This is a genomic window from Arthrobacter sp. 05L417 (genome assembly GCF_056397865.1).
Window position 1 is genome coordinate 42,743 of sequence record NZ_JBFTOG010000017.1, and the last position, 21,447, is coordinate 64,189.

General features: G+C 67.4%; 16 protein-coding genes. All 16 read left to right on the forward strand.

Features of this window, described 5'->3' with window-relative positions; translation table 11 throughout:
- The first annotated feature begins 77 nt into the window (after window positions 1-77).
- The 16 genes from AC1DJW_RS13885 to AC1DJW_RS13960 all read left to right on the forward strand — a co-directional run bounded on the left by AC1DJW_RS13885 (window position 78) and on the right by AC1DJW_RS13960 (window position 21,394).
- Window positions 78-1,379 (forward strand): hypothetical protein, encoded by a 1,302-nt coding sequence (locus AC1DJW_RS13885; protein WP_330194234.1) that lies wholly within the window; start codon window positions 78-80, stop codon window positions 1,377-1,379.
- 58 nt (window positions 1,380-1,437) lie between these two features.
- On the forward strand, window positions 1,438-3,729 hold the full coding sequence (locus AC1DJW_RS13890; RefSeq protein ID WP_476901675.1) for a phage tail tip lysozyme: 2,292 nt from the start codon (window positions 1,438-1,440) through the stop codon (window positions 3,727-3,729).
- Between the two features lie 134 nt (window positions 3,730-3,863).
- Window positions 3,864-4,856 (forward strand): hypothetical protein, encoded by a 993-nt coding sequence (locus AC1DJW_RS13895; protein ID WP_476901676.1) that lies wholly within the window; start codon window positions 3,864-3,866, stop codon window positions 4,854-4,856.
- Window positions 4,857-4,858: 2 nt separating this feature from the next.
- Window positions 4,859-5,578 (forward strand): hypothetical protein, encoded by a 720-nt coding sequence (locus tag AC1DJW_RS13900; RefSeq protein ID WP_476901677.1) that lies wholly within the window; start codon window positions 4,859-4,861, stop codon window positions 5,576-5,578.
- A 73-nt stretch (window positions 5,579-5,651) separates the two neighbouring features.
- Window positions 5,652-6,458, forward strand: a complete 807-nt coding sequence (locus tag AC1DJW_RS13905) for a hypothetical protein (RefSeq protein ID WP_476901678.1) — start codon at window positions 5,652-5,654, stop codon at window positions 6,456-6,458.
- 8 nt (window positions 6,459-6,466) lie between these two features.
- Complete coding sequence (locus AC1DJW_RS13910; protein ID WP_476901679.1) at window positions 6,467-6,943, forward strand: hypothetical protein; 477 nt, start codon at window positions 6,467-6,469, stop codon at window positions 6,941-6,943.
- Window positions 6,940-7,197: a hypothetical protein gene (locus AC1DJW_RS13915; protein ID WP_476901680.1), complete on the forward strand. Its 258-nt coding sequence runs from the start codon at window positions 6,940-6,942 to the stop codon at window positions 7,195-7,197. Before AC1DJW_RS13910 ends, AC1DJW_RS13915 begins: the two co-directional genes overlap by 4 nt.
- 52 nt (window positions 7,198-7,249) lie before the next feature.
- Window positions 7,250-7,786, forward strand: a complete 537-nt coding sequence (locus AC1DJW_RS13920; protein ID WP_476901681.1) for a hypothetical protein — start codon at window positions 7,250-7,252, stop codon at window positions 7,784-7,786.
- Complete coding sequence (locus tag AC1DJW_RS13925; protein WP_476901682.1) at window positions 7,786-8,802, forward strand: hypothetical protein; 1,017 nt, start codon at window positions 7,786-7,788, stop codon at window positions 8,800-8,802. Before AC1DJW_RS13920 ends, AC1DJW_RS13925 begins: the two co-directional genes overlap by 1 nt.
- A 94-nt stretch (window positions 8,803-8,896) precedes the next feature.
- On the forward strand, window positions 8,897-11,173 hold the full coding sequence (mobL, locus tag AC1DJW_RS13930) for a relaxase MobL (RefSeq protein WP_476901683.1): 2,277 nt from the start codon (window positions 8,897-8,899) through the stop codon (window positions 11,171-11,173).
- A gap of 160 nt (window positions 11,174-11,333) precedes the next feature.
- Window positions 11,334-11,873 (forward strand): hypothetical protein, encoded by a 540-nt coding sequence (locus AC1DJW_RS13935; RefSeq protein WP_071416492.1) that lies wholly within the window; start codon window positions 11,334-11,336, stop codon window positions 11,871-11,873.
- An 87-nt stretch (window positions 11,874-11,960) separates the two neighbouring features.
- Window positions 11,961-12,755, forward strand: coding sequence for a hypothetical protein (locus AC1DJW_RS13940; RefSeq protein WP_476901684.1), 795 nt, complete (start codon window positions 11,961-11,963; stop codon window positions 12,753-12,755).
- Between the two features lie 25 nt (window positions 12,756-12,780).
- Window positions 12,781-13,053 carry a hypothetical protein gene (locus tag AC1DJW_RS13945; RefSeq protein ID WP_476901685.1) on the forward strand — a complete coding sequence of 91 codons (273 nt, stop codon included), beginning with the start codon at window positions 12,781-12,783 and terminating at the stop codon, window positions 13,051-13,053.
- Between the two features lie 153 nt (window positions 13,054-13,206).
- Entirely contained in the window at window positions 13,207-14,973 is a 1,767-nt protein-coding gene (locus AC1DJW_RS13950; RefSeq protein WP_476901686.1) for an AAA family ATPase, read from the forward strand.
- A 132-nt stretch (window positions 14,974-15,105) separates the two neighbouring features.
- Complete coding sequence (locus tag AC1DJW_RS13955; protein ID WP_476901687.1) at window positions 15,106-17,175, forward strand: hypothetical protein; 2,070 nt, start codon at window positions 15,106-15,108, stop codon at window positions 17,173-17,175.
- Window positions 17,176-17,299: 124 nt separating this feature from the next.
- The gene (locus AC1DJW_RS13960) at window positions 17,300-21,394 is read left to right on the forward strand and encodes a type IV secretory system conjugative DNA transfer family protein (RefSeq protein ID WP_476901688.1); all 4,095 of its coding nucleotides are present in this window, start codon (window positions 17,300-17,302) and stop codon (window positions 21,392-21,394) included.
- Window positions 21,395-21,447: the final 53 nt, after the last annotated feature.

A 21,447-nucleotide genomic window follows, 5' to 3' on the forward strand; every position in this document is an offset into this window, starting at 1 on the left:
TCGTTTCCGGGGTCGGACGACGGCGCTGACGACGAGCAGGACAGGCAGAGCAAGGAACAGGACGAACGGGAACGGACATGGGGATCAAGGACAAGGCGCTGGCCTTCGGCAAGCGGTTCAAGCTCGACTCGCACCACGCAATCGAGCGCTTCGGGGTGTTCTTCGGCATCTTCGCTGTGATGGGGCTGGTCGTGGTGGCCGGCTCGGGTGCCGCCGCCTTCAAGGCGGGCAGCGACGCGGTGTCGCACACCGCGCTCTACAACACCGAGTTCACCTCCTCGAAGACCCAGCTCAAGGGCACCGTCGACGGGGTCTACACCAATCACACCGGCAACAGGGCACTGGTCATGATGCACTTCCCCGCCAGCGCGGCGATCTCGTACAACGCGGCGGACTATCAGGCCTTCCTGCTGGGCACCAACGACAAGCTGCAGACCGAGAAGGTCAGCACCAGCGGAATCAGGGGCACCTTCCACGTCTTCGGCTCGACCGGTTACGTCGGGGTCCTCCTGGACGCGGACCGGCCCTTCGACCGGCAGGTGCTCAACCTGACCGTCCGCGCGAACGCCGAGCTGACCTACGACGAGCGGCAGCAGAGCAGGGATGACCAGGTCGTGGGCGACTCGAGCTTCAAGAAGTACGACCAGTGGCGCGTGATCATCAACCCGGGTGCGTCGGGCACCACCGACATCCCGGCCCTGGACGCGGCCAGCTTCGACCCGGCCCGGGCCTATTACGACGTCGTGCTGAAGACCCAGGAGCAGCAGACGCGGGACAAGCTCGACCAGAAGCTGCTCGCGATGCGCACGAGCCTGAAGCAGGTCGAGTCGTACACCTCCGACCTGGCGACCACCAAGGTCGATGGGCTTTTCCTCCGTCCGCCGGCCGTTCCGACCTCCATCGCAGGTGATCAGGTGGCTGGTGCCTCGGCGGCCGAGGCCAAGGACGGGAAGGCGACGCTGGAGCTGAAGACGGGCCATGTCGTGCCCGGCGGATTCGACTTCAACTGGCGCGCGGGCAACGTCTATGACGGCTACCTCGACACGCTCGTGCCCGCCGGGAAGGGCTATGTGCAGTTCCTCGCCGACAAGCGCGCCGAGGGCAGCGACAGCACGAGCCAGCAGGTCTCGGACATGAAGTGGGTCCTCTCCGACGGCACCGACCTGAAGAAGGACTACCGGTCCTCCGATGTGACGATGCGCCCGCTCACGAACGTGATGAACAACCTCTCCCAGGCCTACCAGGACTACGGCAAGGCCAAGTCGGAGTACCAGTCCGGGCTCCTGCTTGAGCTGCTCGGCTTGGACGTGAAGCTGCGCGATGTGCAGTCCAACAGCACTGCGAACTCGGCCGGGGACTTCCTGACCGTCTATCACTGAGCGCGCTCCACGGAGCGGGCAGTCACCACCCAGGCATCGAGCCGGAAAGGACAAGCTTATGGCCATCGACAAGCCGACGCGGCGGGATGACCCGGCCCGGCGCGCTGCATCGCCCCGCGGGGACCGCAGGTCCGCCGACGGGGGTGCGAAGGAGGAGTCGCAGCCCCCTCGTCGTGAGGGGTCCGGCGTACGCCGCGCCGGGCCCCGTACCGGAGCGGCCTCCGCTCCTTCCCCGTCCGGGGATGCAGCCAAGGGCCTGCCGAAAACCCCGGGGGCCTCCCCCGCGCCGCAGCCTGTGGAACCGACGCCTGCGGGCCGCGGGTCGAAGCACCTGGGAGCCGCGCAGGCCCCGGACACAGGGGCTGCCGCTGGCAAGGCCGCAGGTGCGGCCGACACAGCCAGCAAGACCAACAAGGCTGCCAAGGTTGCCAAGAGCCTCGATGGTATTGCCGCTGGGGCAGCCGGTGGAGCCGCCCGCAAGGCGGTCGAGGGTGACGGCAGCAGCGCGGCCCGCCGCGGTGCAGGACGCTACGCGGGAGCCGCTGCCTCGGGAGCTGTCGCCGGAGCGCAGGCCGGAGCCGCCGCCGGCGGTGTCGGCGCTCTGCCCGGGGCAGCGGCCGGCGCTGCCAAGAACGTGGGCCTGGAAACCGGCAAGGACGTTGTCGACGGTGCATCCAAGGTCACCGACGGAGGGCCGGACGCCGAGCCTGCGGACAAGCGGCTCGGTGCCGGGGGTACCGGCTACGAGCGGACCTCGCAGAACGAGAAGGACGGCCAGCTGCTGTCCAAGACCGCCAAGGGTGTCGCCGTCGGCGGCACCGCGGCGGCTGCTCCCCCGGCCGCGGGGCTTCTCATGGTCATGGCATTTCTGAAGTGGCTCAAGACCATGTTCTTTGCGATGCTCGCGATGGCCGCCAACGCGGCAAGCATGATCTGGGGCTTCGTTCTCGGGATCGCCAAGGCGGTCGGGCACACGATCGCCGCGCCGTTCATCGCACTGGGTGGGCTGGTCGGTAAGGCGGCAGGAGCCGTGTTCGGTGTCACCGTCACGGCCACCGTCGCCCCTGCGGCCACTGCCGCATCAGGGGTGGCTGCAACCGTTGCCGCGGTGGCTGTGCTCAGCACGGTCCTCACGGGTGTGCTCGACCAGGCCGGCTTCGATGGCGGCCGCGGCTCGACCATGACCAACTGCATCGTCAATGTCGGCCGCAACGGCCCCGGCGCTGACGTCCCGGCGAACACCGAGGCGAACGCCCGGTCGGTCTACTCCGTGCTGAAGACCTGGGGCATGCCCGAGGAGAACATCGCGGGCATCCTGGGCAACTGGTCGCAGGAGTCGGGCGTGGACCCCACCAGCGTGGAGGGCATCTACAACGAGCCGTACCAGATCGGCCCGCGCAAGCAGACCGCCTGGGACGGGAACTTCACCCACATCCCCGGCCAGTCGCACGGCGGCATCGGTCTGGGCCAGTGGTCGAACGGGCGCACCACGATGCTCCTGGACTACGCCAAGTCCAAGAACCTGGACTGGTACACCATCAAGGCCCAGCTGGTATTCATGGCGGAGGGCGACAGCCCGGGGGACGTGGCCGTGTTCAAGGACATGATCAAGACCTCGCAGGTCTCTCCCTCTGCTGCTGCACTGCACTTCCATGACAAGTGGGAGCGCTCGGCCGACAACGCCTCACAGCTGCAGGAGCGTAAGGCCGACGCCGAGATGTGGTTCGGCAAGATGAGCGGCTGGACCGTCGACACCTCGGTAGTGGGCGGGGTCCAGGACATCGTGGGCGGCATCGTCGACACGGTCGGTAGCGGGATCCGCTCCATCTTCGGCAACTGCGACAGCGACACCAAGGTGCGCCCGGGCAGCCTCGTCGACGGCGGCATGAACGAGGAGCAGGCCCGGCAGCTGATCGACCTGTACAACCAGGAGGGCGACAAGTTCCTGGACGACAAGTACGGCGCTGGCGGACCGGGCTCCTGCGGCGACAACCACGCCATGAACTGTGTGTCGTTCTCGGTCTACTTCATGAACAAGTACACCTCGTTCCAGCAGTACCCGCCGGGCGACGGCATCCAGACAGCCCACGCGATCGCGTCCATGACGGGCAAGCAGGTCTCGAGTACGCCGACGGCGTACTCGGTCGGTTCCGGGCCGGGTACCGGGTCCGCGGGCCACACCCTCGTGGTGCTGGGCGTGCAGGGCGACAAGGTCATCCTCGGTGAGGCCGGCTACTGCGCGTTCATGGGCCGCGTTCGCGTTGACAGTGCGGAGCGGATGAAGTCCGAGGGGTGGGTGTTCGTCGACGTCACGGACCTCATCGCCACGGGCGGCAAGCTGCCGGCGTAGCCGGCGTAAGCAGGGCCGGTGTCCGGACGATTCGGGCACCGGCCCTTTCTGCGTCCGGATCCGTGCGCAGTGACCTGTCGAATGGGAACGACTCGTTATTAAATGACCATTGCCGATAGACTTGGGAGTCATATATGAGGACAAAGCGAGAAAGGGCGGGCATCGTGACGAGTGCGGACGATGATGCGCGTGGCAGGGCCGGGGACACGGTCGAGGACGAGGACGGCACGAAGGACGGTGACGGCGGGCCGAAGAAGCTGAAGGCCCCCGCCACCCGCAGGCGGGTCAGCGGGGTCGAACTCGAGGCCCGCTTCGAGGGCTGGCGCTCCGAGCGGCGCGGAGAGCGGCAGGCACGCACCCCGGAGGAGTCGGCGCGGCGGACGCGCCTGGTCTTGAGCGCCGCGATGGGCGTGGCGATCCTCGGGCTGGCGGCGGCCGCGGGAGTGAGCGGCAAGGGATTCGAGGCGGAGCACGCGGCCAACGCCGACCGGATCTCCGCGCTCCAGGTCCAGATCGAGGATGCCAGGAGCACTCCGGTCGCCCCGGATCTGCCCGGAAAGATGACGCGGCTGATGGAGGCAGCCGCAAAGGACGCCCAGAAGGTCGCGGAGGCGCAGCAGCGCTTCGCGCAGCTGCATCACGAGGCGGCGTCACAGCCCAATGCGGGCAACGGTACGCCGAACGCGGCGACACTGAAGATCGCCGAGCACCGCCGGACGCTGGCACCCCTGTTCAGCCCGCGCTCTTTCCTGGCCGACGAGAAGAGGGCCTACTCCTGGACCTCCGTGACGCCGTTCGACCCGAGCACCCAGATCGACCCGCGGTTCCCCTGGTACGTGCGCTACGAGGGTTTGAAGGCTTCCTCGCCCGAGGCATACGCCTGGTCGGTCGAGTCGGTGATGCCGGACCTCGCCACCCAGGACGCCACGGGCACCACGCGCACGGCGCGGGTGATCTGGCTGTGCCGGGACACCGCGGGTGGACAGGTGCTGGCGTGGGCGAACGCGGTCTACACCTACGACGGGAAGGCCGGGACCTTCGATGCACTCAAGGTTGTTGTGACCGCTGCCGGCGCGGCCCATCAGCAGGACGCATCGGCGACGGGCAACGGAAGCGGAGAGGGCTGATCATGCAGGAGCAGCAGATGGACGGCACGGACGAAACGGCAGCGCCGGGGCCCGGCTTTGTGCGGCGCAACGCCCTGGTGGTGGCCGTCGCGGCCCTGCTCGTCACCACAGCTACGGTGACCGGCCTGACCTGGGGGTCCCAGCGCAGCGCGCTCGATGCACAACAGCAGACGATCACCGGCCTGCAGGGCCAGCTCGTCTCGGCCACAGCCGCGAGGTCCGAGCAGATCGGGCAGGACATCCTGGAGTCGCTCGGCGTGAGCCAGAGCCGGATCCACGATGACAAGCAGATCGTGGACCGCCTGGTGAAGACGGCGTTCACCTGGGACTCCGGCCAGGCCTATGAGGCCGCCCGCCAGGACCTGAAGGAGCGCTACCACCTCTCCGAGGACGAGCAGTTCCTGAAGCAGTTCATGCCGCCGGCGCGCTTCAACGAGGACACCTCGGGCAAACGCTATTACTTCATCGACACGCAAGGATTGAACTCGACGGTCAATGCCGACACGGACCTGGAGGTCGTGAAGGTCACCGCGGACGAGTACACGTACGCGGCCCAGGTCGAAGTCGCAGGCACGTCCGACGCGGTCTCGCAGAACAAGGTGGCCCCGGACCGGATCAAGTCGTATCGGACCGTGCTGGTGTACCTTACCGTCGACGCGCAGGGGAAGGTCTCGGGTCTGTCCGCCATTCCCGCTGGCGGCTCGACTCGTCATTCCCGATGATTCGACTCCCTTTCGACTCATCTTCTTGATAGAGTTGTACTGATATTCGAGACGAAGAGCGAGTTGAGGGGCAATGGCATCGACAAAGATCGACGAGTCGGGCGTGCAGGCTGACAAGCCTGTCCGCAAGACCCGGTTCGTGGCCGCGCCGGACGCCGGTGCGGCACCGGGCGACGCCGACCCCACCAAGGACGGAAAGGTCCCGGGAGCACTGATGAGCCGCCGGGCGGCCATCGGCGGGGTGTGCATGGGTGCGGCCGCGCTGCTCTGCTTCGTGGTCGGCGCAGGTCTCTCTGGCGGCGAGGCCACCGTCAGCCACGACAAGGCACAGCAGATCGCCTCCCTGCGCGAGCAGATCCGCACCGCCCAGGTGCGCGCCGACGCTCTCCCGGCAGCCAAGGACGCCGACCGCGCTCTGGTCACGGCACAAGGAGCTGCGGAACAGATTACCCGGCTGCAGAACGAGTACCGCTACCTGACCCCATCGGTGGCGGACTCAGGCGGGAAGCTGGACCAGGCTGCCGCCGAGCCGACGCGCCGGAACCTCACCCCCTACTTCGCCCCTGACGTCGGGCAGGCGACGCTCCAGCCCTGGTACCTGCTGGCCTCCGACAAGGACGTCGCCGCGGGCAACGAGATTCCAATGAGCTTCGACTCCGGCTTCCAGTGGGTCGCGCAGCGCCCCTACTCGGTCGAGGTGGACGGCACGATCCGGGTCACCTGGCTGGCGGTGCAGACCCGCCCGGCGGCCGGACAGTCTCCGTCGGTGCTGGGCTGGGCCCGGGCCGATTACGACATGACCCGTAAGAGCTTCTCCGGGGTTCAGACCGGAACGACGACCACGGGCGAGGCCCTGCGGCAGGAGGTGAAGGCACCGTGATCGAGGACGTGAAGGACTGGGTGCGCGCGAGGGCCGGGAAGGTCCTGGTCTGCAGCACCGGAACGCTGCTGGCGCTGTCGCTGCTCTCTCTGGCCCCGGCACTGCTGGCCGACGGTTCGGCGGACGCCGATGCCAAGGCCGACCAGCTCATCGTCCAGCTCCAGGGCAAGCAGGAGGACGCGCAGGTGGCACTTGAGACCAAGCACGCCCGGTTGCTGGCTACCCTGCCGGGGATGGATGCCGAGCGGGCCGACCGGGACCGGGCCGCAGCGCGCTCGGTGCTGCTGAGCCTGACGGATTCCTCGGCCGCCTCGCGGACCGTCAAGGAGACGCAGGCCGCCCTCGACGCCCGGTACGCGTTTCTCGGGACCTCGTCCCGGACCCTCACCGAGTTCATCCCGGAGTGGATGGCAGCGACCGGTGCCGGAAGGGCGCGGGGACGGCGTACCAGCTGGCCGACTTCGACGTCGACGTTGCCGCGGTGAAGGGCCTGGACTACTCCTACATCGGAGTGGCGCGCCTGGACCCGGTCTCCGCCGACGGCAAGTCCAAGGCCAAGGCCAAGGCCAAAAGTGAGTATGTGGTCTTCACCTTCGCCACCGGACAGGACTGCACGGTCGCCTCGTTCGAGGCGTACCGGGCCTCGGGCCGGACGCGGGACCAGCTTGCCGCGCAGAGGCCATCTGCCTCTGCTTCACCCGCCGAGACCGCCAGCCCCGGACCCAGCCACAGCCGCTGACCGGCGGGACACCCACACAGACACGACACGACAACAACGAAGGACGAGACGAATGACGATCCAGACTCTGGACAAGACCGCGAGCACGACCGAGCACGAAGCCCGGGTGGAGGCTGCCACTGCAGTCCCCGTCGAGAAGGCCCCAGCCAAGCCGAAGGCCGGGCGTGGCCCTTCGAAGCTGGCCGGCGCACTGCGCCGCCTGGCCCCCGGGAAGGGCCCCGGCGGATCGCCGTTGCTGATCTGGGCGGTGTTCTTCCGCTCGGTCGTGCTCATCGCCGACTACGTGCTGGCCTCGATGACTGCGATGGTCGTGATCCCGATGCTCGGCGCGTGGCTGCACCGGCAGTCGGGTGCGGCCAGCGGCGACCTGACCATGGCCGGGACCGTCGCGATGTGGATCGCCCCGCTGCTGTTTGTGGTCCTGCTGCTGGCCGCCGCGGAGATCGCCGCGATGCGCGGGATGTGGCGCTGGTCCACCCGTCGGATCCACGCCGTGCGTGAGGCACGGACTCCGGCGATGGCCCCGACCACCGCCGCTCCCAGGACCACCCGCCCGAGCAAGAAGACCAACCGCAAGAGGAGCAATTGATGCGCACTGCTGGACTGATGATGAACGACGTCTGGGCCGACCGGGCCCTGCGGGAGCGTGGCGTGCAGGCGCACCGCTACGACGGCCTCGACGCCCAGATCGGGGTGCTGGTCGACTCTGTCGAGCTCAAGCACCGCGGCAAGGAGGAGAACTACCGGCCCTACCTGCACGTCGTGGGCGAGCTGCGCTCGATCACTCCCGCCGAGCCGCTTCCGTACGGGATCACCCAGGTGACCTACTCGCACGGCCAGGGCGAGAAGGTCGACGCCTTCTACGAGTTCGACGACGAGCAGCTGGTCGCACTGGCGGCCAAGGGCTACTTCAGCCCTTCGTTCACTGTGCCCGACCAGCTCACGGGGATCGAGTGGGAGCTGCCCGCCAGGGCGGATGCCCTCGTGCTCACCCCGTCCGGGGACCAGGCCGATGCCCCCGTGGTCTTCATGAACGTGCACCGCATCGCCGATCTCGAGATCGACCTGGCCTCCACCGAGTACGACCTGGCGGCCTACTTCGCTGATCGCTCCAAGGATGGTCATGGTCCGGTCGAGTCCGTCGTCGACCAGCGGGGCCTGCGGGCCCGCTCCGACGCGATCAACTCGCTGTTCAGCGAGGACGAGCTCGACTTGGTCGCGCAGGCGGAGAACCTCCAGCGGCCGGAGGCGCAGCAGCCGGCTGCCGAGGGCGTCACCGCGCAGTTGCTGGCGGTCGAGGCCGAGATCACCGCGGAGCGCGAGCAGTATCAGGCTGAGCTGGAGCGCACTGAGGGCACGCCCGAGCACCTGTACCACCAGCGTGTGGCCCCGGCCCTGCACCTGGACGGACCGGAGGATGCTGCCGCCCCTGCGGCAGCGGAGCCGAATGCCGGCGCGACCCACGATCTGGACTTTGGTCTGGATGAGAAGGCCACCGGGCAGGAGGTGCCCGCGCCGACGCTCGAGGAGCGCAAGCGCGAGGCCTCCCGCCGCGCCGCCGACCTCGACTTCGGCGAGGAAGACGGGCACGGTCTGGGCCACTGAGGCCGAGGCGGGCAGAGCAGTCAGGACGGGCCCCGGTCGCTGGAGGACAGCGGCCGGGGTTCTGTGCATTCACACGACGGAGGGATGAGGCGGGATGGGCCTGAAGCAGTCAGTGGTCATCGTCAACGAGTTCAGTGTGCCGCTGCCCGGCGGCAAGGGGTCCCGGGGCGGCACCCCCGGCGACTACGTCACCCGGTACATGGCGCGCGAGCAGGCGACTGAGTCGCTCGCGCCGATCCAGCGGCTGCGCACGGACGACTTCATCCTGCGCTACATGGCCCGCGAGAGCGCGGTCGAGCGCGCAGGGACGAGCAGGGTCGAGGCCAAGACGACAATGCGCCAGGCCCAGGGCGATGGCGGCGTGGCCTTCGGCTACGGCTCAGTGTCGCTCTCCGACGAGCAGCTGCGGGCTGCGTCCCGGGACATCCAGAAACACTTCGAGAGCGGTAAGACGGTGCTGAAGACCGTGCTCTCCTTCGATGAGGAATACCTGAAACGGCACCGCATCGTCGGCGAGGACTTTCACTGCGAAGGCCGCGGGGACTACCGCGGCCACATCGACCAGATGAAGCTGCGGATGGCGATCATGCACGGGCTGGAGCGGATGAGCTCGGGCACGAGCGGTTTCGACGACCTGCGCTACGTCGGCGTGATCCAGGTCGACACCGAGCACGTCCACTGCCACCTGGCGATGGTCGACGCCGGACACGGCCACCTGGCCAAGGACGGCACCCAGCGGGGCAAGCTTCTGGACCGGCACAAGTCCCGGTTGCGGCGCGGCGCGGACGCCTGGCTGGACGAGAAGCAGGCCGTCGCGCACCTGTCCAGCGCCGTCGGTTACGAGCGCAGGAACGTGACGACCTTCATCAAGCGCTGGGCACACGAGCGCATGCACTCAGAGGCCCTCCCCCAGTTCCTGCTGGCCTGCCTGCCCGCCGACCGCTCGCTGTGGCGCGCCGGAACCAACGATCTGCGGATGCGCAAAGCCAACCGTCTGGTCTCCGAGCTGGTGGCCGAGCAGCTGGAGCGGCCGGGCTCTCCGCTGCCGGCGGCAATGGAGAGGGTTGTGGAGTACGCCAATCAGCGCCGGGAGGCCGAGGGCCTGCCCACCGACGAGTGGCAGCGCCTGGTCGACGCGGGCCGCAACCAGATCACCGAGCGGGCGGTCAACGGGGTCTACCAGATGCTGCGCGCCCTGCCCGAGGAGGAGCTGCGGGTGCGTACGCCGATGCTTGAGGTGATGGGTATGGACTACGCCGAGATGGCCGCCCTGGCCGCAGAGCGCCAGCAGCAGCACGGCAGCTCGGAGGACGATGTCGTCTCCTTCGGCTTCCGGCTGCGCAGCTATGCCTCCCGCCTGCAGCATCACAAGTCCAAGGCCAGCGCCTACCGCGACCTGGCCCGGCAATGGGAGCGTGCCGAGAAGGCCGAAGTGGCCGTAGAGGACTCCCGGCCGCTCTACGACTTCTACCGCTACGAAGAGGACTGGCACCGGCGGGTGATGAGCAAGTACCAGCACTTCCTGCCGTTTGTCGGCGACGCCAGCCAGTGGTACGCCCAGCAGCAGGAGGTCGCCGCGTACGGCCAGCGCCTGCTCTCGCTGATGGCGCTGCGCCAGGACGCCTCGCTGCAGCGGATGAAGGACGCCGACCAGGCCGAGGAGATGGGCCGCGAGATCTACGGCCAGCCCGGCGGACGGCACCTGACCGCGGGCAAGGCCGGACGGGCGGTGCTGGACGCGCGCATCGAGACGATGAAGCAGGTCTACGACGAACGGCTCCAGGAGCTGCGCACCGACCTGGCCGACTCGGGGCTGGTGCTCGTCGCCGGTCCTGCTGACCAGCGCAGCGCCGTCGCCGGCGGGGATCCGGAGGTCTCCACCCAGCTGTCGATCGAGACCGGGACGGTGCACCCCTTCGACGAGGTCAAGGCACTGGACCTGCATCACCTGGGCTACGACTTCGTGGCCGATGTCGAGATCGGCGAGCGGGCCCGGCGGGAGTTCACCGCAGCCGCGGCCGAACGCCGCCGGCTGCTGCTGGCGGCCATGGAGTACCTCGACCAGTCAGGCCAGTCCGAGTCGATCGCCGACCTCCCTGTCGACGACATCGCCGCGATGACCCGGGTCTCGCGGGAACTGGTTCCGGTGGAGGACGGCTCCACGCGGCCGGTTCTGCGTTCGAGGATCGCGGCGCTGCGCGAAGAGCAGGAACAGGCGGCCCGGATGCGCCGTTCGAAGGCCTCCTCGCTCGACGCCGGCCTGGTGGTGCGTGTCCAGCAGCGGGTCGACGCCGCGGTGGCTGGTGCCGGGGTCCTCCCCGGCCCCGAGCAGGAGCCGGCAGGCCGGTCCGACGGCATCCAGCACGAGTAGGGACACGAGTCGAAAGATCATTCGAATGGTTGCGGAATGCGCTATAGGAGTATTAGTGTATAGAGCAGTTCGGCACTGCACTTCGGGGCTTTGCTCGGACGACGTGAATGATCAAGGCCGTTCTGCCGAGTGGCGGACGGAACGACGAAAGGACGAGATCATGGCACTTCTCAAGGGCAAGGGCGCAATGACCGGGGTCAACCTCATCGCCAAGGTCTATGACAACGGCGCGACCAAGGACGGCAAGTCGCACTACGCCGACATCCAGGTCGACGCCCGCGACTCGCGCGGACCGGAGCAGAGCAACCTGCACCTGAAGTCCGAGCGCGTGAAGGGCCCGGACGGCAAGGAGCGCTTCGCCAACACCGCCCCCTACTCAGTGGGCCAGCTGGAGGAGATCGTCAAGGCCGCGGGCCCGAATACGGAGCCGCTGCTCAACAAGGACGGCGAGAAGGTCGGCACCGTCTACGGCTTCAAGGGCAACGTGATGCCGGCCTCGCGCGGCACCGGTCTGGTGGTCAACACCAAGTCCGTGGAGGCCAGCGACTTCAAGGTCGACGCCAAGACCCTGGACAACCAGTTCGCCTCCATGAAGGCGGCCAAGGAGGCCCAGGCGGCTGCCAAGCAGAGCCAGGCCGGTCCGGAGCAGACCGCCCAGGCCGAGCAGGTCGTCGAGGCCGAGGCCCCCGCGGTCGGCTGACACCGATCCACGGCTCAGCAGAACTCATTGAAAGGCCCCCGGAGAGACCTCTCCGGGGGCCTTTCGCATAGAGAGGAGCGAATCATCATGGCAGATCTCAGTAAAGGTTCCCAGGGCCGACCGGAGCACGGCCAGCGCCCGACGTCGTACACGCCCGAGCAGCTGGCGGCGATCCGCTGGGCCACCCCCGATACCGGAGAGCAGCGGGGCCCGAGCTCGCAGGCGGGCCTCGGCGCGGTGCGGGGTCCCCGATACAGCGTGCCCTCCTCCCCCGCTCCCGGCCAGCCGGGCTCGAGGTTCAACCCCAACGTGGTCGAGCGGCGGCCGCGCCCGCAGGCTGAGCCGGCACCGGGGATGATCACTTCAGCGGATGTGCCGAAGCCGGAATCGTCCCGGCAGGAGCAGCCCCAGGCGAAGCAGGCCCATGCCGGCGGCACGGTTCAGGGTCCGGTGAAGGTCCCGCTCACCCAGCGGGCCGCCGGGTCGAAGGTCGGACAGGCCGTGCAGTCCGCGGGCCTCCGCGAGGGAGCCAGGCGGCTCGGCACCGAGGCCATGCAGGATGCCGCGGCCCACGCCCAACGTGCCCAGCAGTCCGGTGCATCGACCAGGGGTGTCGCCGCCAGCGCCGCCAGGGGAGCTGGCGTGGGTGCAGCCCGCGGGCTGCGCACGGAGCTGGACGGACATGGCGGACAGAAGGCCCCCCAGGGCTCCGCTGCCGGGGCGGACCTGGTCGGGCGGATGGGCTCGGTTGTCGGCCGTGGTGCTCAGGAGCAGCTGCCGGGCACCTCGCCGCAGGGACGGAAGCCGGTCAGCGAGAGGTACGACTATCAGTTCGAGGGCCAGGGCGGGCCCGAGGGCACCGAGCAGCAGCGCGGGGCCTGAGACAGGCACGGAGGAGGAGAAGGCTATGGCGACGAACGATCCCAGCCCACTGAGCGGAACGAGCCTGCTGGAGCTGGGCCTGGACGAGATCACGGCCCCGGACGAGGGCAAGGACATGTGGGCCGAGGCCGGGCGCGCACTGGTCGACCGCGTGGGTGCCTCGATGCGTCAGCAGCGGGAGGCGAACGAGCGGGCACGGCGCGACCGGGAGTCCAGCAGGCCGCTGAGCGAGCGGTACGACTACCAGTTCGAGCAGGATGGGGCTTCGTCCCAGAAGGACCGCCAGCAGGGGCTGTGACAGCACCCCTACGGAGTGAATGGCCAAGAGACCCCCGGATATGAGTCCTGGGGCCTTTCACTGTCCTATCGTAGTCGAGCCGAATGGTGCCATGATAGACTTTCGACTGATCTATCAGATGAATTCAAGTCTTGGCGAGAGGTCTTCCACGGCATGTTCCATGAAGTGCACCTGAATGAGGGCTATCCGCTCCTGTCGAAGCTGTCGGACCCGCTCAAGAGGGCCGAGCGCGAGATCGTCGGCCGCGAGCACGAGAAGCTCCAGCTGCTGGCCTCGATGAGCAGGCCGGAGCTGTGCAACGCCCTGCTCCTGGCCGAGGCAGGTACGGGTAAGACCGCTCTCGTCCAGGCCACGATGGCCGCTGATGCCGAGCGGCTCTATCTCGAGGTCGATCCGTCCCGGATGATCTCCGAGGCCGGCGACTCGGACCGCATGGCCGCCATGCTCAAGGGCTTCTTCGACGAGGCCGAGCACTTCGTGGCGGACGAGAAGCAGGAGCTGGTCCTGTTCATCGACGAGTTCCACCAGATCATCCAGCTTTCCGACGCTGCGGTTGAGGCGATCAAGCCGGTGCTGGCGGCCTCCGGGGCACGCGGCATCCGAATCATCGCCGCGACGACCTATGACGAGTTCCACAGGCACATTGCGCCGAATCAGCCGCTGGTTGAACGGCTGCAGCGCATCAACCTGACGCCGCCGGACCAGGAGACGACGATCCGGATTCTGCAGGGCATGGCCGAGCACTACGACGTCGCCGACCAGTTCTACGACGATCACATCTACCGGCAGATCTATGAGTACACCGAGCGCTACATGCCGGCGAGCTCGCAGCCGCGCAAGTCGATCCTGGTGCTGGACAGCATGGTTGGCTGGCACCGCCTCACCAAGCGGGCGCTGGACCGCGATCTGCTCTCGGACGTGCTCCAGGAGTCCCTGGGCGTCAACGTTGCCTTCAAGGTCGACGGCGCGAAGATCAAGGAGCAGCTGGACTCGAAGGTGTTCAGCCAGGACCTGGCCACGCGTGCGGTCGCGCGGCGGCTGCAGCTGTCGGTCGCGGACCTGAACGACAAGGGCCGGCCGGAGGCCTCGCTGCTGTTCACGGGGTCGACCGGCGTGGGTAAGACCGAGCTTGCCAAGCAGCTGGCACGGCTGCTCTTCGGTGACGACCAGCGCCACCTGATCCGCTTCGACATGTCCGAGTACGCCCAGGACTCCTCGATGGACCCGTTCCGCTCCGAGCTGACGAAGCGGGTCTGGGACCTCTCGCACGCCGTACTGCTGTTCGACGAGGTCGAAAAGGCCTCGGCGATGGTCACCCGCCTGCTGCTGCAGGTGCTCGACGACGGCCGGCTCTCCGACGACAACAACCGCGAGGTCAGCTTCCTGAACACCTACATCGTCATGACGACGAACGCAGGCTCGGAGATTTACAAGACCATCGCGCAGTACGCGGCCGACGACACGGGCTCGGGCGAGCAGCTGCTGAAGTACGACAAGCTCATCCGCCGCTCGATCACCGAGACCTCGGCGGATAACCGCTTCCCGCCCGAGCTGTTGGGCCGTATCGACGCCATCGTCCCGTTCCAGCCGCTCTCTGAGGACACGCAGCGCAAGATCGTGCGCAACAAGCTGCGCCACATGGTGCAGGAGGTCCTCATCAAGCACAACGTGCGGGTGGACATCGACCAGAGGGTCCTGCAGTACCTCATTGACGACAAGGGCGACACCGACTCCAATGCCGGCGGTGCCCGTGGCGCGGTGGCGAAGATGACCGACGAGGTCACCACCGGAGTGGCGACGTTCATCAACGAGCATCCCTCTGAGCGGCGGATCCGGATCGACGTCGTCGGTGAGTTGGCGAGCGACCACAAGGACATGCTCACCTCCGATGCGTGCATCGAGGTGAGCGTCGTGCGCTGATCTGCGCCAGCGGTCATTGTGGGCCATTCGACGTCGTGTCGGATTGCTTATCATTGCACCTATCGACTCATAAGCGATAGGATACTCATAAACCAGGCGAACTGCGTTTCATCATCGAAGGGATCGACACCAATGGGCATTCTGGGCACGGCTGCGGGAAGCCGGAACAAGGATCGGAAGAAGAAGCCTGACGAGCTGCTGTCGTCCGTGGTCAGGGAGACGGCGATCCCCGCAGCAGTCGAACTGCTGCGGTCGAACGCGAAGTTCGTCTTCCCCAGCGGCACGGCGTGGGTCATGCTCGTGCTGGCCGCCGAGTCCATCGGAGGGCTGAGCAAGCGGCACGGCCGCGACGAGGCGAAGGGCTCGCTCATCGAGCTCATTGACTCCGACCAGATCAAGACCGTCGCCACGGCAGAGATGCTGGCCGAAGAGGTCTTCGGCATCATCCCCAACACGGAGACGCTTGCGCGCATGGAGGAGTACTCGCTCCTGGCTGGCGCGGAGTACTCCTGGGCCGTCGTCTGGCAGAAGCCCAGCGGCGAGCTGCTGGTGGACCTGGTCGCCGAGGCCACGTTCAAGCAGGCCCAGGAGGTCGCGTCCGGCACGCTGAGCCTCGAGGAGGCTGTCGGAGCGCAGGCCTGGCGCGAGCACAGCGGCGTCACCACCGACGAGCCCGGGACCCTTCCCGCGGCGGACGCGAACGCTGTTGCTGCCGTGGATACCGCCGACGAGGGTGACCCGATCTTCGACTCGATCCCCGGCGGGGGCGAGGGTGCCGGTGACGAGCCCGTCTTCGACGCTGCGGGCGATGAGCCCGTGTTCGACGACGAAGCCGTCGACTTCGGAGACGAGGACGCGGCCCCGGTTGCGGTGGAGCGGGAGCCCGGCTTCGACGGCACGGCCGGCTTCGACGAGTTCGACGAGGAGTCCGGTCCCGTGACCGCCGACGATACGGCGTACGCCCCGGCCGAGGAGGAAGCCGTCCTGCTGGAGAACCAGGAGCAGGTGCGCGAGGTCATCGCCCGCCGCTTCCTCTCCGAGGACCTGGACCTCGACGTGCGCCTGGACGAGTTCAATGCGACCTTCGCCATCGGCGCGCCGGTCGTGCAGATCGAGGTGCCGCAGGGTGCGACCGAATGGCTCGGCGACCAGGTCGCCCAGCTCAACCGGCAGGCCAACGCCGACCTTGCCCAGCTGCGGTGGGCGCACGAGGACGAACTGCGCACGCTGTACGTGAACCTCATGTCGGCCCACGTCGAGCAGGTCATCCGTGACGTGGCCACCGACCGCGAGGGCTCGCGCTACAAGGCACTCAAGGACGGCACCGAGGCGGCGCACCGCGAGCGGGAGTCCGAGAAGGAACAGCGGATCCGCACCCGCAAGGCCGAGATCGTCCAGGACTACGAGGCCCAGGCGAAGAAGCTCGCCGAGCAGGCCGCCCTCCAGGCGGAGATCCAGTACAAGGAGCGCAACCGCTCCCGCATGGAGCGCGAGCAGGCCGACGCCGTCGCCGAGATCGAGCGGGTGCTCGAGAACTCCTACTCGCACGACCGCCAGGAGATCCTGCGCGTGCGCCGCTCCGACGCCGCCCTGAAGATGCAGGTCGGCACTACGCGGATCTTCGAGGTCCTGGCCGAGAAGCAGAAGGCCTACCTCGAGGCCGAGGAGCAGCGTCTGGGGCAGTGGAAGGCCGAGATCCAGCGGATCGTCGACGACAACCGCAAGGCGGACATCGCCCAGGCCGAGGCTCTGGCAGAGCACCAGCGCACCACCGACGAGATCGGCGTCCTGCGCCGCGAGCAGGAGGCGCTGCTGGAGTCGATCCGCAACGAGCACGCCGACCGCATCCGCCGGATGGAGGACGAGCTCGACCGCAACCGCAAGGACGCGATCACCCAGATGCAGGCCCGCGAGACGGAATGGCAGCACAGCCTGTCCCTCGAGAAGGAGAAGACCGACTCGGCCACGCAGCGCAACACGGACCTGCTGCAGCAGATGGAGGTTGTCGAGGACTCGGTCAAGCGCCGTTACGAGGCGCGGCTGGAGGAAATGGCTGCGGACAAGGAGTCCTACGCCAGCGAGCTGGCAAGGGCTTCGGAGATCCAGAGCCGCTACAACAAGATGCTCATCGCCCTGATCGTCGCGCTGCCCGTGCTCGGCGGCCTCGCCGGCTTCATCGGCGGGGCGGCCATGGGCAGCTGATCCGACTCGGAGATCAACGGGGGTCTGAGGGCGCACGGGGCTCGCACCCCGTGCGCCGTCGGCGTCTTCCGGATCACAACAGGCGCAGGACACACAGACACACGCGGAAACAGGAAGGAGAACCATGGCAGGCAGCAAGCGCAGGGCGGCACGGCCCAAGGCCAGCGGCTGGGAGAAGATCTCGGCGCGTCGGCCGGAGGAGACGCTGACGAACCGGGACGTCTATGAAGACCAGCAGCTGGACCGCGGCGAGCGGCTGAGCAAGAAGTCGAACACGTCGGGCCTCGTGCTCGCCGGCGTCGCTGGCCTGCTGGTCGCGATCGTGGCGTGGGTGCTGTACTCGGTCATTGCTACGGCAGTGCTCACGCTCGGGGCGACGATGGGCGGTGGCCTGGGCGGAAACAGCAGCGGAAAGCCGGACTCGTACTACGTGGAGGACACTACGACAGGCCAGGGCGGGGCCCCGATGACGTGCTACCGCGCCGTCAACGAGAAGGGTAACCCCGAGATCGGCTCGAAGTGCTACCCGGATCTCAGGGACGTCCCGGTGCCAGCGTGGTGGACCCACGCAGGCAGCGCCGCCCAGGACGCCCCGAAGGCTGACCAGGGGGCCACGCCCACGGCGACGAACGTCGGCGGGCAGCTGGGGTCCGTCACCGGGTTCAAGCTCTTCCTGACGCTGGGATCGGGCGCGCTGGTCATGATCGTGATCTCCACCTGGACCGGACGCCAGGTCGCCAAGCACAACGCGACGGTCGACCACACGGACATCAACGACCACCGCAACGACCAGCACATCGCGCTGCCGGAGGAGGTCCAGCAGAACTACGACTGGTTCCCGGACGCCGGTGCGCACTCGGAGGTGCAGGTCAGCTCCATGATCAGTCACATGATGCTCAGCAAGAAGGGGCTGGGCACGGTCAAGGTCTCCCGGCGCGCAGAGTCCGACGTGATTGACCAGGACGGCAACATCGTCTACTACAAGGGTGAGGTCATGGACGGCGACGACGGCGAGCCGCTGGTCGAGACCCTGCCGCTGATCGACGAGGAGTTCGGCGAAGCGCTCTTCGACGCCTCGGGCCTGCCCCGGGACAAGCGGCTGCGCCGGAAGTATGACGCAACGGTGATCCCGTACAACCCGCCGACCGAGGAGAGCCGGCGCAAGGCCAAAGAGGCGAAGGACCCTGCGAAGCTCCAGGGCGCGAACCGTGACAAGCTCGGGCCCTACCGTACGGTGTCGGACCTGATCACCGATGACTGGGAGTTCCCGGCGTACGAAGTCCAGCGCCCTGCAGGTGCCTACATCGTCGACACTGCTCCCGTGAACACGATGGTGCTGGCCATCACCCGGGCGGGCAAGGGCCAGACCTACATCGAGCCGATGATCGACATGTGGTCGAGGGAGAAGAAGCCCTCGAACATGGTCATCAACGACCCCAAGGGCGAGCTGCTCGTCAAGAACTACATCCCGCTGGTCACGCGCGGCTTCGAGCCGGTGCAGTTCAACCTGATCAACGCGATGAAGACCGACATCTACAACCCGCTGGGCATGGCCGCCGACGCCGCCCGCGAGGGCGACTCGACCAAGTGCGCGCTCTACATCGAGAACATCGGCGAGGTTTTCTTCCCGCTGGACGGCGGTGAGGACCCGGTCTGGCCGAACGCGGCGAACAACGCCTTCAAACGGGCCGCCTACGGTCTCATCGACTACTACCTCGAGGAGGAGCGTGAGCTGCGCGAGTACGCAGCAGCCACCGGCATGGACCCGGGCACGCTGGAGCAGCGGCTGGACGACATGTGGGGAAAGGTCACGCTGTACAACTGCTACCAGCTCTTCGTGCAGCTGACCTCGAAGAAGTGGAAGAACCCCGCTGCCGAGCTGGAGAAGCGCATCAAGAACGGCGAGTTCGAAGAGGACGAGGACGCCCTGGCCGAGGAGCAGGCCAAGGTCGCTGAGAAGGATTTCCTATGGGAGGGCAAGGCCGAGCAGGACCTGCTCACGCTCTACTTCAACGCCACCCAGGCCCTGCCGCGCAACTCGATGCGCACGCTCGTCGGCAACGCCCACAACGCCCTGGTCGCCATGGCCGGTGCGGAGAAGATGATGTCCTCGGTCTACGGAATCGCGATCACGGGCATGAGCTTCTTCACCGACCCGACGATCTCGACCCTGACCTCGGGTAAGCCGAGCCAGAACACTGACCTGGCGGGCCTGTCCTTCCCCCGGCGGCTGGGCGTGCGGTTCTCGCCGAACTTCATGAAGCGCGACCACCTGCTCGGCCAGATGGCGAGCTGGTCGGCGTATGCGGACCCGATGTTCATCCAGAACCTTGGCAAGGACTTCGAGCACTCGGAGATTGTCGGCCGCGTGGGCTGGGCGCGCTACAACTTCAAGGGAATCTTCCCCGGCGACGAGGCCTGGCTGAAGCTGGAGCTGAAGAACCCGCAGAGCGGCATGCTCGTGCGCACTTTCTACTTCCACTTCCGCAAGAGCTACCAGCTCTCCCTCAACGGCCGGCACTTCGTGGTCGAGCCGGTCACCGGCAAGAAGATCGTGAAGAACGGCGTGCTGCGCGAGCTGCGGCCGGTGCACGAGGGCGGCACCCGCGACGGGAAGATCCTCTCGTTCCAGCCCGGCGACACGACCTTCCCGAGCCGCAAGCTGGACTTCTCCGGCGGCGGGCACCCCGAGGAGGTCGAGGTCCGGGCGCGTGCGATCACGCAGACGATGGCGCGGTACTCGGAGTCGCCCAAGGCGGTCTTCCTGGTCACTCCCCCGCACCTGATGAAGTACGCCAAGCTGATCCTGATCCTGGTCAAGCAGCTGGTGGACGTCTCGTTTGACCAGTCGTACATGACCAAGTCGAACCAGAAGCCGCTCTACCGCACCCGGTTCATGCTCGACGAGCTCGGCAACCTGCAGTCCGACGGCAACGGCATCGCCGGCTTCGAGACCATGCTCTCCATCGGCCTCGGCCAAGAGCAGCAGTTCACGCTCATCCTGCAGACGCTGCAGCAGTTGCGCGACGTCTACGGCGAGTCGGTCGACAAGATTGTGCAGGGAAACACGAGCAACATCGTCTTCCTCAAGTCGACCGACGACTCGATGATCGAGACGCTGGAGAAGATGAGCGGCAAGACCCACCGTACCCACGCCAGCTCGAAGCAGATCACGCAGAACCTGGACAAGGTGGTCGGCGGGAAGACGGACGGAGCGATTTCGCGCACCTGGTCGACGGAGGAGGAGCCGCTGATCAAGTACAACGATTTCGCCTTCCTCTCGCCGCGCAACTCGATCGTGCTGCGCGCCGGCGACGCGCCGGTCTGGAACCGCAACGAGACGATCCTGCCGATGTCATTCAAGCTGCTCGGCAACACGATCACCCACCCGGGGCACGAGTACTCGCTGCAGACGATCCCCACGCTCAGCTCCGCGATGGAGTTCGACGTGCGCATGAATCAGCCGGACTTCGTCAAGATGCTCGACAAGCGCATGGCCCAGGCGGTCAGGGCGGCCGACGCCAAGACGCTCTACCAGGAGACGTACGACTACAAGGACATCGACATCGAGCGCCTTGACCCGGACGTCTACTCGGACGAGGTCATGGAGGTCATCACGCGCATGGTTTTCACCGACGAGAGTGGCGACCCCAACGCCCCGGTGGTCGTGGACCCGGACGACTACGAGGCCATGATGCTGGGCAACGACGAGGAGTTCCTGGAGGACGTGGAGGTGGCCGCGACCGTGGCTGCCCACCAGGCGACGCAGAAGGACCACAAGCGCCTCGTCTACGCCGAGGGCACGGTCAGCAAGGAGATGCTGATCAATCTCGACGGCTCGGCGAAGGTTAAGGCCCTGGACCTTGAGATTGGTGAGGCGTACAAGACCGCGCTGGTGGAGATGCAGCGGGACCGCGAGCACTTTTCAGTCGGCGGGGACGGCGGGCTGCGCAGCGCCGACGGGTCGAAGACCTACATCAGCCAGGTCCGCTCCGATGCCTACACCGACGCCGCCCGCAGGATCAACGGCCAGATCAGCGACGAGGGCTCGCGCGTGTTCGCCGAGCAGGACGTGACCGAGGAGGATCTGCGGTCGCTGGCCACGGTCAAGGTGCACGCCGCCTTTTACACGTACCTGGCCTCGCTGCCCAGCTGGGAGGTCCTGGCCGACGGGGTTTTCGACCGGGCCATGGCCGTAGAGATGAAGTCCCGGGGGTAGTGCCGGCGGGTCTATTCGCTCCGTGCCGGGACAGTCGATGCAATTCGACTGTC